Genomic DNA, 13,192 nt, shown 5'->3' on the forward strand with positions numbered 1-13,192 from the left:
CGGCGTGGTGCCGGTAGCGACACGCCGCCGGGCGGGATGGCTGTTGGTAAGGGCGCGGTCGACGCCGGCAACACATTCCGGGGCACGAGAGCTCCGGGGGGCCGTGTCCGTACTGGAGGTACACACATGCGTTCCATCCGAGTGCTGGCCGGTCTGGCCGTCGCGGGCGCCGCGCTGGCGATCGCCGCCCCCAACGCGCAGGCCGTGACGCCGAGTTGCCAGCGAGCTCTGGACGAAGCGGAGATCACGCAGAAGAACGCCGACACGGTCAAGGCGGACCCGAACGCCACCGCGGAAGAGAAGAAGGCCGCCGAGGACGAGGCCAACATGGCTGCCTCCACCGCACAGCGGATCTGCGACTCCACGGATCCGGCCGTCAGGGGCGGCGTGCACGCCGGTTCTGGCGGATCCCAGGGCAGCTCCGACCCGGTCGAACTGGCCGCCGGGGCAGCGGTCCTGGCCTTCGGCGCTGGCGTGGTGTACTGGCACCGCCGAAGGACAGCCGGACAGCGATGAGTTTTCCGGGTCCGTAGAGTCTGCCCCCTGTTGCCGACGACACAGGAGGAATACGTGACTCAGCTGCTGCGGGTCCAGAACTTCAATGTCTCCAGCGACGGAATCGGCGCCGGCGCGGACCAGGACCAGAGCTTCGAGAACCCGTTCGGAATCGCGGACGCCGGGAGGCTGTTCGCCTGGGCCGGTGCCACGGCGAGCTGGCCCATGCGCACCGACCCCGGGGGCAGCCGGGGTCTCGACGACTACCTGACGCGGGACTACACCCGCAACATCGGCGCCGAGATCATGGGCCGCAACAAGTTCGGTCATCAGCGCGGGCCTTGGGACGACCACGAGTGGCGCGGCTGGTGGGGTGAGGAGCCTCCGTTCCGTACCCCGGTGTTCGTCATGACGCACCACACGCGTCCGTCGTTCACGCTGGCCGACACCACCTTCCACTTCGTCGACGCCGACCCCGCCACGGTCCTCCGGCAGGCGCGGGATGCGGCGCAGGGCAAGGACGTGCGCCTGGGCGGCGGGGTCCGCACCGTGCGGGAGTTCCTCGACGCCGACCTGGTCGACACCATGCATGTGGCGGTCTCGCCGGTGAAGCTCGGTTCCGGGCTGCGGCTCTGGGAGTCTCCCGACGAACTGCTCGACCGGTTCCACCTCGACGTCGTCCCCAGCCCCAGCGGCGTGACGCATCACCTTTTCTGGCGCAAGTGACCGCGCTCAAAGCCATGTTGTCGCCGTCCAGACGGTCGCGGATGCGGCGAGAAGGAGCGTGATGTTGAGGGCGATCCGACGGTCGCCGCGACGGAGGTGAACCCTGGTCGCACCGATCTGCAGGACCACGAACCCGACGGCCGCCACCAGGGCAAGCCAGGGCGCGACGCCGGTCAGCGGCGGGAGGACGAGACCGATCGCCCCGAGCACTTCGACCAGCCCGATGGCCCTGACGGCGGGCATCGGCGTGCTGTCCACCCACGCCATCATCGGCCGCAGCCGCTCACGGCTGTGCACCAGCTTCACCCCGCCGCCGTAGAGGTAGAACAGGGACAGCAGGCCCGCGAGGATCCAGTAGGCGAGGGTCATGACGTCCCTTCACCGGCGAAGTCCGTGGCGGGCTCGGTGGCATAGCGGCTCATCACGCGGATGTTCGCGGCGGGAGTCAATGCCTGCCCGTCGGCGATCATTGCCCGGAGGTCGCGGAAGTACTGCACGTACAGATCCGGCGTGAAGATGCTGAGCATGACGGCCTGCCGGTCGGTCACGTTGGCGAAGGTGTGCGGTGCGCCGGGCGGGATCATCACGAGCGTTCCGGCCGTCGCGTCGTGGTCCCGCTCGCCGACCGTGAACCGCACCGTGCCGGAGATGACGTAGAAACCCTCGTCGTGCCGAGCGTGCCGGTGCTGCGGCGGCCCGGGGGTGTGCGGCGCGAGGACCGACTCCGCGAGCCCGAGGCGGTGCTCGGTGTGGGTGCCGTCCTCGAGGACGCGCAGCCGCGTGGTGCCCAGCACCAACATCTCGCCGTCGCCCGGCCCGACCACCGATACGGCGGGGCGTGCGCTCGGCTCAGTGGTCATTGGTTCGTCGCTCATGCTCCGATCCCACCGCCGTGGCACCGCAACCGTCCAAGACCTGTTCCGCCACCCCGATACCGAACGGGTATCGTCGCAGCATGGAGCTACGCGCGCTGCGGTATTTCGTGGCGGTGGCCGAGGAACTCCACTTCGGCCGGGCCGCGGCCCGGCTGCACATGAGCCAGCCGCCGCTGAGCCGGGCGATCAAACAGCTGGAGACCGGGATCGGCGCCGCGCTGTTCGACCGGTCGCCCACGGGCGTCACGCTCACCGCGGTGGGTGCGGTGCTGCTCGACGAGGCGCGCGCCCTGCTCGACCACGCCGAGCGGGTGCGCGAGCGGGTGGCGGCCGCGGCCGGTGCCGCGACCATCACCGTCGGCATCCTGGGTGACAGCGCCGACCCCGGCGCGACGCGCCTCGCGGGTGCCTTCCGCAGGCTGCACCCCCGCGTCGAGATCCGCGTCCGCGAGACCGACCTGACCGACCCGACCTGCGGACTGCACGCCGGCCTCGTCGATGTCGCCCTGACCCGGCGGCCGTTCGACGAAACAGGCCTGAGCGTCCACGAACTGCGCGCCGATCCGGTGGGCGCGCTGCTGCGCACCGACGATCCGCTGGCCCGCCGCGACAACCTGAAGCTGGCGGACCTGGCCGACCGCCGCTGGTTCGTCTTCCCCGAAGGAACCGACCCCCTCTGGCAGTCGTACTGGAACGGCGGAGAATCCCGCGACGGCCCGGTGGTGCGCGCCGTAGCGGAGTGCAGGCAGGCAGTGCTCTGGAACGGCACCGTCGGCATGACCCTCCTCGGCCACGAGCCGGGCAACGGGCTTCGGGTGGTGCCGTTGTCCGACATGCCCGCGAGTCGTGTGGTGGCGGCATGGAAGGAAGGCGACACGAATCCGCTGATCCGCTCGTTCGTCAGGACCGCGATCGCCGCCTACCGCCACTGAGCCGGCGGCTGCGCAAGGCGTGTCGCGCGAGGCCGTCGGATAATTCCGTGCCGTGGCGCCGCCGGAAGTGCAGACTCGCTGCATGGCGGACATGCGGGCGTTCCGGGACGCGGTCAGTGGCTGGGCGGCCGGCGGCCCCGGCGGACCGGCGAGCGAGCTGGCGGTACGGGTGGGGGTGCGGACGGCGGTGCTCCTCGAAGGCCCCAGCGATCTCGCGGCCGTCGAGACGCTGGCCGCACGCCGCGGCCGGGACCTGGCCGCCGAGGGAGTGTGCGTCGTGTCGATGGGCGGTGCGATGAGCATCGGCCGCTATGCCGGATTCCTCGGGCCGCCCGGCCTCGGCCTGCGCCTGACCGGGCTCTGCGACGAGAACGAGCAGCGCTTCTACGACCGCGGCCTGGAGCGGGCAGGGGCGCCGCACGAGGGCTTCTTCGTGTGCGTGGCGGACCTGGAGGACGAACTCATCCGCGCGCTCGGCACCGCCAGAGTCGAGGAGGCCGTACGGGCCGAAGGTGATCTGCGGGCCTGGCAGACCTTCTTGCGCCAGCCCGCACAGCACGGCAGACCCCGAAGGCAGCAGCTGCGCCGCTTCCTCGGCACGAAGAAGGGCCGCAAGATCCGCTACGGCCACCTCCTCGTCGAGGCCCTCGACCCCTCCCTGACCCCGGCTCCGCTCGACGACCTCCTCGCGATCCTGTGAAGTGACGCTACGTAACTTGATTGACCGTCAGTCCAGAGTCGCGTCAACTTCGTTCAGGGCCGGGTAACCGAGTGGGCCTACGTTTGGGGATTAGGGCTTGGGGAGAGGCGATTGGGCGCAAGATACGGTTATGGACCGATTGACCATCCGGGAAAGCGTGTCCGACAACCCGCCGTTTCTCACGCTGGTCCTCTCCGGTGAGCTGGACGTCGTCAACGTGGGCAAGCTGAGCGACACCGTTGTCTACGAACTTGAGACAGGCCGGCGGCATCTGCTGATCGACCTCACCGGAGTGACCTGGTGCGACGCCGGCAGTCTCTTCACGCTCCTCGGCATGCGGCATGCCGCCGGTCATGCCGGCGGCAGCCTCACGCTCACCGCGGCGAGCGACTGCGTCCATGAGGCACTCGGCCTGGCCCGGCTGGCCGAACTCTTACCGTTCATCGACCTGGGTTAGGGGACCAGGCCTACCAGCGCACCGGCAGCTCGCGCAGGCTCCGCATGAGGCTGGTGCGCCACTGCGGGGTGCCGCTGCCCTCGAAGTCCAGGCGGGGGAAGCGGTCCAGCAGGATGCGCAGGGCCAGGTTCGCCTCCAGGCGGGCCAGCGGGGCGCCCAGGCAGTGGTGGAGCCCGTGCCCGAAGGCCAGATGGGCGCGGGTCGCGGCCGGATCACGGCGGATGTCGAACCGTTCGGGGTCGGGGAAGCGGGCGGGGTCGCGGTTCGCGGCGGCGATGGAGAGCACGACGCGCGCGCCCGCCGGTATCCGGACGCCGCCGAGGTCGATCGGTTCGGCCGCGTAGCGGTACGTACCCGCGGGCGCGGGCGACTCGAAGCGCAGCGTCTCCTCCACGGCCCCTTGCAGCAATCCGGGGTCGGCGCGAAGGGCGGCGAGCTGCTCGGGATGACCGAGCAGCAGGTGTACGGCGCTGGCGATGAGGTTGACGGTGGTCTCGTGCCCGGCGACCAGCAACAGGAAGGCCATGCCCAGCAGTTCCTCCGGGGCGAGCCGGTCGCCGCCGTCCCCGTCCCCGGTGCGGACCAGGGCGTGCAGCAGATCGCTCTCCGCCGCGTCCGGCAGCCGCCGCTTCTCCTCCGCGAGACCCGCGAGGTAGCCGGCCATCTCCTGCGAGGCACGGGCGGACTGCTCCGGGTCGTCGAGGGAGACGACCTTCGTGGACCACTCCCGGAAGGCGGCCCGGTCCGCTTCCGGCACGCCGAGCAGCTCGCAGATGATGGTGAGCGGCAACGGATAGGCAAACGAGGCCACGAGGTCGGCGCGGCCGTCGGCGGCCACGGCGTCCAGGAGTGCGTGGGACGCCTCCTGGATGCGGGGCCGCAGCGCCTGGACGCGGCGCGCGGTGAACTCGCGGGCCACCAGGGTCCGCAGGCGGGTGTGGTCGGGCGGGTCGACCTGGAGCATGTTGCTGCCCACGGCGTAGAGCCCGTCGTCCTCGAAGTCGGCGGAGTGCCGCACGTCATTGCGCAGCCGCGGATCGGCGAACGCGGCACGCACCTCCTCGTGCCCGATGACCAGCCACGACTCGTCCCCGGTGGGGAACCGCGCGTAATGGACCGACCCGCGGGAGCGCAGTGCGGCAAAGGCGGAGTAGGGGTCGACGGTGAAGTCGTCGGTGAAGTCGGTGAGTTGAACGGTGGCGTGCTGCGTACGCATGGACGGCTCCCGGACAGAAGTGGGGATGACTCCCCGTTTACGCGTCAGGGGCGACCATAACATGAAGCGGGGATGGCTCCCCGTTTTGTTGGCCCTGGCATGCCTGCACGCCCTCGGCCGACGGCATGGCTGAGGGCGTGCAGGCGAGGGGGTCGCGGGGGCGCCGTGACTGCGATGCGGTCCGGCGGCGGCCCTGGTGGCGGGCCGGGTATCAGAAGGGCATGCGGCCGCGGGTGCGGCGACCGGCCGCGCCGCTGCGGCTCACGGCCTTCGAACTGCTGCGGAAGGGCTTGCTGAAGATCCGGCCGAGAATGCCGGGGGCCTTGCCGCCGGCACGCGAACCGGCGCCCAGGGTGCGCTGGGTGCCGCGCTCGGGGTGCCGCGAGAGACGGGGCACGAAGAAGGCGAGGACGGCCAGGACGATGCAGACAGCGACTATGCCGACAATGATCACAAGGGCTCCCGGTGTCGAGGCGTGCCTGCCGGGTGCCCTGCCGGACGAGGTGTATGCGCCGGGCTCCGGGCGGCGGGCCACGCCGGGACGGCGAGGCCCTGTGCCGCCCCGGCGCCCCGGCCGGGACGGCGTCGTGAAGTCACCGGCGGGAATGGGTCACTTGGTGATGGCTCCGGTGAACTCCGGGAATTCCAGGTCGAAGTCCTCGCTGCCGCGCTGCACCGTGACGACGATCTTCTTGCCGTACTTCGTCTCGAGCACGTTGTCGTTGGTCTTCGTCGCGGACACGCCGGGAGCCAGGCGCCCTTCGAGGGGTGAGGCCCCCTTCTCGAACGCGGTCTGCGCGGCCTCGCCGCCACTCGTCGCGCCCTCGACGATCAGGGACAGGTCGTCGAGGGCGACGGCGGACTTGCCGGAGTTGGTCAGCTTCAGTTTCACGCGGAAGTCGGTGTTGCCGGGCTTGGCGGACTCCAGCAGTTCGGAGTCGTAGTCCGTGAACACCTTCGCCTCGGCGACGGACACCTTCAGGCCGTCCGGCCAGGTGTAGGACCCGCCGAACTTCAGGCCCGTGGCCTTCTTCTCGGCCCCGTCCGCGTCGCTGTCCGCGCCCTCGTCGGAGCAGTGCTTCGTCCAGTCGGCCTGGCTGATGTCGCTGTCGCCGCAGTCGACCTTCTTCGACGCCGAGCCCTTCGAGCCGCCCGACGACTTCGCGTCGGCCTTGTCGCCGCCGTTGTCGTCGCTGCCGCCGCACGCGGTCAGGGCGGCCAGAAGCATGGCCGCCACAGCCGTCGTCGTGGCCGTAGTCGCGCGAACGCGCATATGTCCCCCTAAGGTTGAGCTAGGCGGAACACGCTAAGCCACATGCGGTTGAATTATGGAACGTGTGATCAGGTTGTGATGGATCAGGGCCAAGTGGTCTTCCTCATCCCGCTGTCGCCTCGATGAGGAAGAACGGCTCCGCCCGCGCCAGCGGGGTCACCGAGGCCAGGGACAGGCCTGCCTTGCGGCACAGGTCCTCGAAGTCGGCCCGCGTCCGTTCCCTGCCGCCCACGTTCACCAGCATGTTGAGGTCGGTCAGGTACGTGAGCCCGGCGCTCGTGACGTCGACGACCTCGGGCAGCACCGGCTCCACGATCAATACGCGTCCCGCGGGCGGCAGCACCTCGCGGCAGTGGGTCAGGATCGTGACCGCCTGGTCGTCCGACCAGTCGTGCAGGATGCTCTTCATCAGGTAGACGTCCGCGCCCGCGGGAACCGAGCGGAAGAAGTCCCCGGCCACCGGCGAACACCGCTCCGTCAGCCCCTGTCGCTCCAGCGTCGCCGGCGCCCGGGCCAACCCCTCCTCGGTGTCGTAGATGACGCCCGTCAGCTTCGGATGCTCGCGGAGCACCGCGCTCAGCAGGGTGCCGTCACCGCCCCCGACGTCGGTCACCGTGGTGAAGCGGCCGAAGTCGAAGGTGTGCGGCAGCACGGCGGCCGTCGCCCTGACGGCCTGGCTCATGGCCGCGTTGAACTCCGCCGACAATTCGGGGAATTCCTTGAGGTGACTGAAGAAGTCCCGCCCGAAGACCTTGTCGAAGGCGATGTCACCGGTGCGGACGCTGTCGTCCAGATGCTCCCAGGCCCGCAGCATCGTCGGCTCGGTGAACATCCGCACCAGCGAGGTGACCGAGTCCGGCCGCCGGGGGTCCAGGGTCGCGCCCGCCGGGGTCACCGAGAAGGAGCCCGCGGTGTGTTCGCGCAGCAGCCCCAGGCTCGCCAGGGCGCGCAGCAGCCTGGTCATGGGCTGGGGGCGCGCTCCCGCGTCGGCGGCCACCTCGGCTGCCGATCGCTCCTGGTCGCCGATCAGCTCCACCACCCTCAGCCGGACCGCGGCGCGAAGGGTCTGCGCGGCCAGACTCCCGAACAGGAGCCGTGCGACCAGCTCACGGACGCCTTCGGTGCCGTTTGTCGTGGTGTCGTCGTGCGTCATCGTTGCCTTCCTTCCGGTTGGCGGGCGGCGGACGTGGTGTCCCGGCGGCCCGTGGCTCCAACCTTGCGGATGTCGGCAGGCGCCGTATTGGACGAATGTTCCTCTCGCCTCTCGCCTCTCGCCTCTCGTCCGTCGCTCCTAGCTCCTCGCCCCGCGTGTCCGCGTGTCCGGATGTGACAGGGAATCGTCATTGCGGCCAACGGTGGCGGCGCCGAGGATGGGTGCATGCCCACTTCGCACCGTGTCGTCATCGCGGTCTTCCCCGATGTCGATCTCCTCGACGTCACAGGACCGGCCGAGGTCTTCGCGCTGGCCAACCGGGAGACCGGGGGCCGAGCCGGATACCAGGTCCGCCTCGCCGGACCCCTCGCCGGTGAGGTCCGTACGTCGGCAGGGGTGCGGATCATGGCCGATCTGGGCTTCGACGAGGTCCGCGGCCAGGTGGACACCCTGCTGGTGCCCGGCGCTGTCGACATGACCGACGAGGGCCCCGTCGCCCGCATCGACACCGACGTCGTGGAGTGGGTGAGGGCCACGGCTCCGCAGGCCCGCCGCGTGGCGTCGGTGTGCGTGGGCGCGCACGTCCTCGCCGCGGCCGGACTCCTCGACGGGAAGACGGCGACCACCCACTGGTCGACCGCCGCACAGCTGGCGGCCGAGCACCCGACCGTCACGGTCGACCCGGCCCCCATCTTCGTACGCACCGACCGGGGCCGGCTGTGGACCGGGGCCGGGATCAGCGCCTGCCTGGATCTCGCCCTGGCGCTGGTGGCCGAGGACCAGGGCGAGGAGGTCGCCCTTTCGGTCGCCCGGCACCTGGTGATGTACCTCAAACGCCAGGGCGGCCAGAGCCAGTTCTCGGTGCCGCTCAGCCGCCCCGCCTCCGCCCGCCGAGACATCGACGAACTGCGGCTGTGGATCGCCGAGCACCTCGACGGCGATCTGTCGGCGGCGGCACTGGCGGCACGGATGTGCCTGAGCGAGCGGCACTTCGCCAGGGTGTTCAAGCAGGAGACCGGCACCAGCCCGGCCGACTACGTCGAAGCCGCCCGCGTCGAGGTGGCCCGCCGCCTGCTCGAGACCACAGACAGTCCGCTCGACCAGGTGGCGAGCGCTGCCGGGCTCGGTTCGGTCGAGACGCTGCACCGCGCCTTCAATCGGCAGCTCGCCACCACCCCTGCGGCCTACCGACGCCGCTTCCGCATCCAGACCCCCTGACCCCTTCCCTCAGCTTTCCCCCGTCCAACACCTCCGGCATGCAGGCGAGCCCTGCGGCTTTGCCATGCCGCATGCCGTCATCCACCAGGAATCACGAAAGGCACCCCATGAGCACGCGCACGCACACCACGGACCAGCCCTCCACGACCCTGCGAGACGTGATCGGCCTGGACAACCAGCCGCCCAAGCTGAGCGAGTCCGCCCTGATCATGATCGACTTCCAGAACACTTACCGCAGCGGCGTCATGGCCCTGGACGGCGCCGAGCCGGCACTCGCGGCGGGCGCCCGCCTCCTGGAGCGCGCCCGTACGGCGGGCATCCCGGTCGTCCACATCCTCAACGACGGCGGCGAGAACACTCCGTACGACATCCGTGCCCACATCGGGGCCATCAGCGATGAGGTCGCCCCGGTGGAGGGCGAGGCGGTCGTGGTCAAGCAGTTCCCCAACTCCTTCCACGCCACCGACCTGGAGAAGACGCTGGGTGACCTGGGTTTTGCCGCGGGGAGCGGCAAGGATCTGATCATTGCGGGCTTTATGACACACATGTGCGTCAACTACACGACGCAGGGTGCCTTCAATTTGGGCTACCGCCCCACGGTCGTCGCCGAAGCCACCGCCACCCGCTCCCTCACCGCCCCGGACGGCACCGTCCTGCCCGCGGCCGCGCTCCAGTCCGCCGCTCTGACCAGCATCATCGACCTGTTCGGCACCGTCGTCCCCGCCGTCGGCGCACTGCCTGCCTGAGCCCGGCTCCCGGGGCGCGGGACGCCACGGGTGGCGCTTGCAGTGACGTAGGACACGTCATGACGAGGGTTTGTTCTGGGTAAGCGCGGCATGATCGCCTGGGCTACTGCCCTGGAAGCAACACCGGAACAACGGAGGTATCCATGTCCTCGAAGCGACGTCGGAAGAAGAAGGCCCGCCGCAAGAACGGCGCGAACCACGGCAGCCGCCCCCAGTCCTGAAGGACGGGCGTGGCAATCGGGGGCGGCACCACATGGTGCCGCCCCCGAGGCGTTCCCCGGGTGCCCGCGCGTTTCCGCGCAGGCCGCTCCCGGGGCGCCGCGTCACCCCCAGTCCGGTGGCAGCAGGGCCCATGAGTCGTGCCGCAGCCACTCCGCGAAGCGGACCGGGCCGGCACCGCCGAGGTGGTCGAGGGAGAGCGGGACGATCCGTCCGCAGGTCGCCCGTCCGTCCCACCACACCGTGTCGGCCAGCGGGCCGGTCAGCACCAGCAGGGTGTAGAAGCCGCAGCCCAGGTCCTGGACGACGACGGCACCGGCCGTCTTCCAGTCCTCGAACCGGCCCGCCTCGTCATCCCAGACGCGCCACGCGGCGAGGTAGGCGGCCTCGTCGTCGAACGCCTCCTTCTGCGGTTCGCGGTCCGTCAGCTCGTCGTCGGCCTCGACGTACGAATCGGGATGCGGAAACGGCACGGTCAGCAGCGCGCGCCGCTCCCTCTCGTTCCCGTCCCACCACCATCCGTGCTCGGTCCGGCGCAGCCGGGCCGGCGCTCCGCCTGCGCTCACCGTGCGCAGATAGGTGCGGTACCCCTCGGGGAAGGACACGCCGAGCTCCCGCTCGGCCTCGACTGTCTCGGCCTCGGAGAGAGGCGGCTCTGTCATGCGCCGAGCCTAAGCCGACCGTCGCAGCGTCCAGCCGCCGGCGCCGAGTCGAGACCGGTCAGGAATCGAGAAGCGCGGGTGCCGAGCCGGTTCTAACGTGATGGGCATGGACATCGCCCTTTGTGCGCCTTCAGGCCGAGCACGCCGAGATAGTCCGGAAGCAGACCGCGGCCGTCGCGGCGGTCTGCGGTCCGCGGCCATGGATGTCGGTGAAGCGTTGCCGTATTCGCGCCGGACGAAGTAAAACCTGACGCACCGCTCGATGCCGATCAGATCGGGCCAGGCGACAACGACGGAGACCGCGCAGCCGGCTCCGCCCGACAGATGGAGAGACGATGAGTCCGGCCAAGAGGAAGACCACGCAGTCGCCTGAGCTCCATGCCGCCGACAGCCACGACCTGATCCGCGTGCACGGCGCGCGCGTGAACAATCTCAAGGACGTCAGCATCGAGATTCCCAAGCGCCGTCTGACGGTGTTCACCGGTGTCTCGGGCTCGGGCAAGAGCTCTCTTGTGTTCAGCACGATCGCCGCGGAGTCCCAGCGGATGATCAACGAAACGTACAGCGCCTTCGTGCAGGGCTTCATGCCGACGCTGGCGCGGCCCGAGGTCGACGTGCTCGACGGTCTGACGACCGCGATCATCGTCGACCAGCAGCGGATGGGGTCCGACCCCCGCTCCACGGTCGGCACCGCCACCGACGCCAACGCGATGCTGCGCATCCTCTTCAGCCGGCTTGGCAAGCCGCACATCGGCCCGCCCAGCGCGTACTCCTTCAACACCGCGTCGGTCAGGGCGAGCGGCGCGATCACCGTCGAGCGCGGCAACAAGACCAAGGCGACGAAGGCGACCTTCAACCGCACCGGCGGCATGTGCACCCGCTGCGAGGGCCGGGGCTCGGTCTCCGACATCGACCTCACCCAGCTCTACGACGACTCCAAGTCGCTCGCCGAAGGCGCCTTCACCATCCCCGGCTGGAAGTCGGACAGCCAGTGGACCGTGCAGGTCTACGCGCAGTCCGGCTTCGTCGACCCCGACAAGCCGATCCGCCGGTACACCAAGAAGGAACTGCAGAGCTTCCTCTACGGGGAGCCGGTCAAGGTCAAGGTGAACGGCGTCAACCTGACCTATGAGGGACTGATCCCCAAGATCCAGAAGTCGTTCCTGTCCAAGGACAAGGAGGCGATGCAGCCGCACATCCGGGCCTTCGTGGAGCGTGCGGTCACCTTCACCATCTGCCCCGAGTGCGACGGCACCCGCCTCAGCGAGGGCGCAAGGACCTCGAAGATCAAGCGGATCAGCATCGCCGACGCCTGCGCGATGGAGATCCGCGACCTCGCCGAGTGGGTCCGCGGCCTCAAGGAGCCCTCGGTGGCCCCGCTGCTCACCGCGCTCCAGCAGACCCTCGACTCGTTCGTGGAGATCGGCCTCGGCTATCTCTCGCTCGACCGCCCCGCGGGCACGCTGTCGGGCGGCGAGGCACAGCGCGTCAAGATGATCCGCCACCTCGGCTCCTCGCTCACCGATGTCACGTACGTCTTCGACGAGCCCACCATCGGGCTGCACCCCCACGACATCGAGCGGATGAACAACCTGCTCCTTCGGCTGCGCGACAAGGGCAACACGGTCCTTGTCGTCGAGCACAAGCCCGAGACCATCGCGATCGCCGATCACGTCGTCGACCTGGGCCCCGGCGCCGGCACGGCGGGCGGCGCCGTCTGCTTCGAGGGCACCGTCGACGGGCTGCGGGGCAGCGACACCGTCACGGGGCGCCATCTCGACGACCGGGCCGGGCTCAAGGAGGAGGTGCGCGAGTCCACCGGCACCCTGGAGATCCGCGGGGCCACCCGCCACAACCTCCGGGGTGTCGACGTCGACGTCCCGCTGGGAGTGCTCTGCGTCGTCACCGGCGTCGCGGGCTCCGGCAAGAGCTCGCTGATCCACGGCTCCGTCCCCGCCTCCGAGGGCGTCATCGCGGTCGACCAGGCGCCGATCAAGGGCTCGCGGCGCAGCAACCCGGCGACGTACACCGGACTGCTCGACCCGATCCGCAAGGCGTTCGCCAAGGCCAACGACGTGAAGCCGGCGCTGTTCAGCGCGAACTCCGAGGGAGCCTGCCCCGAGTGCAACGGCGCCGGGGTCATCTACAGCGACCTGGGGATGATGGCCGGGGTGGAGAGCACCTGTGAGGACTGCGAGGGGAAGCGGTTCCAGCCCTCGGTCCTCGAATACACCTTCGGGGGCCGCGACATCAGCGAGGTCCTCGCGATGTCGGTGACCGAGGCCACGGAGTTCTTCGGCGCGGGCGAGGCGCACACGCCCGCCGCGCACAAGATCCTCGACCGGCTCTCCGACGTCGGGCTCGGCTACATCAGCCTCGGCCAGCCGCTCACCACGCTCTCCGGCGGCGAGCGCCAGCGGCTCAAGCTGGCCACCCACATGGGAGACAAGGGCGGCGTCTACGTCCTGGACGAACCGACCACCGGCCTGCACCTGGCCGACGTCGAACAGCTGCTCGCCC

General features: G+C 70.1%; 16 protein-coding genes. 9 read left to right on the plus strand and 7 right to left on the minus strand.

What is annotated here, in order from left to right:
• The first annotated feature begins 126 nt into the window (after positions 1 to 126).
• Positions 127 to 516, plus strand: a complete 390-nt coding sequence (locus tag ACQKIP_RS24645; RefSeq protein WP_365864632.1) for a hypothetical protein — start codon at positions 127 to 129, stop codon at positions 514 to 516.
• Between the two features lie 54 nt (positions 517 to 570).
• Positions 571 to 1,221 carry a dihydrofolate reductase family protein gene (locus ACQKIP_RS24650; RefSeq protein WP_365864630.1) on the plus strand — a complete coding sequence of 217 codons (651 nt, stop codon included), beginning with the start codon at positions 571 to 573 and terminating at the stop codon, positions 1,219 to 1,221.
• 6 nt (positions 1,222 to 1,227) lie between these two features.
• Here ACQKIP_RS24650 and ACQKIP_RS24655 read toward each other — a convergent pair whose 3' ends face one another.
• Positions 1,228 to 1,590: a DoxX family protein gene (locus tag ACQKIP_RS24655; protein ID WP_365864629.1), complete on the minus strand. Its 363-nt coding sequence runs from the start codon at positions 1,588 to 1,590 to the stop codon at positions 1,228 to 1,230.
• Positions 1,587 to 2,096, minus strand: coding sequence for a cupin domain-containing protein (locus ACQKIP_RS24660; protein WP_365864627.1), 510 nt, complete (start codon positions 2,094 to 2,096; stop codon positions 1,587 to 1,589). Before ACQKIP_RS24660 ends, ACQKIP_RS24655 begins: the two co-directional genes overlap by 4 nt.
• A gap of 80 nt (positions 2,097 to 2,176) precedes the next feature.
• Between ACQKIP_RS24660 and ACQKIP_RS24665 the strand changes: the two genes are divergently transcribed.
• The 3 genes from ACQKIP_RS24665 (at position 2,177) to ACQKIP_RS24675 (ending at position 4,185) form a co-directional block, all read left to right on the plus strand.
• Positions 2,177 to 3,028 carry a LysR family transcriptional regulator gene (locus ACQKIP_RS24665; RefSeq protein ID WP_365864625.1) on the plus strand — a complete coding sequence of 284 codons (852 nt, stop codon included), beginning with the start codon at positions 2,177 to 2,179 and terminating at the stop codon, positions 3,026 to 3,028.
• An 82-nt stretch (positions 3,029 to 3,110) separates the two neighbouring features.
• Complete coding sequence (locus tag ACQKIP_RS24670; RefSeq protein WP_365864623.1) at positions 3,111 to 3,728, plus strand: TOPRIM nucleotidyl transferase/hydrolase domain-containing protein; 618 nt, start codon at positions 3,111 to 3,113, stop codon at positions 3,726 to 3,728.
• A gap of 130 nt (positions 3,729 to 3,858) precedes the next feature.
• The gene (locus ACQKIP_RS24675; RefSeq protein WP_365864622.1) at positions 3,859 to 4,185 is read left to right on the plus strand and encodes an STAS domain-containing protein; all 327 of its coding nucleotides are present in this window, start codon (positions 3,859 to 3,861) and stop codon (positions 4,183 to 4,185) included.
• A gap of 10 nt (positions 4,186 to 4,195) precedes the next feature.
• On the opposite strand, the gene ACQKIP_RS24680 is transcribed toward ACQKIP_RS24675, so the two are convergent.
• The 4 genes from ACQKIP_RS24680 to ACQKIP_RS24695 all read right to left on the minus strand — a co-directional run bounded on the left by ACQKIP_RS24680 (position 4,196) and on the right by ACQKIP_RS24695 (position 7,827).
• A complete protein-coding gene (locus tag ACQKIP_RS24680; RefSeq protein WP_365864620.1) occupies positions 4,196 to 5,401 on the minus strand; it encodes a cytochrome P450 family protein in 1,206 nt (401 codons plus the stop codon).
• Positions 5,402 to 5,612: 211 nt separating this feature from the next.
• Positions 5,613 to 5,855 carry a DUF6411 family protein gene (locus ACQKIP_RS24685; RefSeq protein WP_365864618.1) on the minus strand — a complete coding sequence of 81 codons (243 nt, stop codon included), beginning with the start codon at positions 5,853 to 5,855 and terminating at the stop codon, positions 5,613 to 5,615.
• A gap of 156 nt (positions 5,856 to 6,011) precedes the next feature.
• Entirely contained in the window at positions 6,012 to 6,638 is a 627-nt protein-coding gene (locus ACQKIP_RS24690) for a hypothetical protein (RefSeq protein WP_427744081.1), read from the minus strand.
• Positions 6,639 to 6,777: 139 nt separating this feature from the next.
• Positions 6,778 to 7,827 (minus strand): methyltransferase, encoded by a 1,050-nt coding sequence (locus tag ACQKIP_RS24695; protein WP_365864615.1) that lies wholly within the window; start codon positions 7,825 to 7,827, stop codon positions 6,778 to 6,780.
• Positions 7,828 to 8,052: 225 nt separating this feature from the next.
• Here ACQKIP_RS24695 and ACQKIP_RS24700 point away from each other — a divergent pair, with 225 nt between their 5' ends.
• From ACQKIP_RS24700 to ACQKIP_RS24710, 3 genes are all read left to right on the plus strand, one after another.
• A complete protein-coding gene (locus ACQKIP_RS24700; RefSeq protein WP_427744082.1) occupies positions 8,053 to 9,045 on the plus strand; it encodes a GlxA family transcriptional regulator in 993 nt (330 codons plus the stop codon).
• A gap of 107 nt (positions 9,046 to 9,152) precedes the next feature.
• On the plus strand, positions 9,153 to 9,791 hold the full coding sequence (locus ACQKIP_RS24705; RefSeq protein WP_365864612.1) for a cysteine hydrolase family protein: 639 nt from the start codon (positions 9,153 to 9,155) through the stop codon (positions 9,789 to 9,791).
• A 143-nt stretch (positions 9,792 to 9,934) separates the two neighbouring features.
• Positions 9,935 to 10,012, plus strand: coding sequence for a 50S ribosomal protein bL37 (locus tag ACQKIP_RS24710; protein WP_370443954.1), 78 nt, complete (start codon positions 9,935 to 9,937; stop codon positions 10,010 to 10,012).
• Between the two features lie 102 nt (positions 10,013 to 10,114).
• On the opposite strand, the gene ACQKIP_RS24715 is transcribed toward ACQKIP_RS24710, so the two are convergent.
• On the minus strand, positions 10,115 to 10,672 hold the full coding sequence (locus ACQKIP_RS24715; protein WP_365864610.1) for an SMI1/KNR4 family protein: 558 nt from the start codon (positions 10,670 to 10,672) through the stop codon (positions 10,115 to 10,117).
• 335 nt (positions 10,673 to 11,007) lie between these two features.
• Here ACQKIP_RS24715 and ACQKIP_RS24720 point away from each other — a divergent pair.
• A partial coding sequence (locus tag ACQKIP_RS24720; RefSeq protein ID WP_427744085.1) for an ATP-binding cassette domain-containing protein occupies positions 11,008 to 13,192 on the plus strand: 2,185 nt, incomplete at its 3' end.

It is taken from the genome of Streptomyces sp. NPDC059900 (assembly GCF_050270335.1).
Taxonomy (GTDB): domain Bacteria; phylum Actinomycetota; class Actinomycetes; order Streptomycetales; family Streptomycetaceae; genus Streptomyces.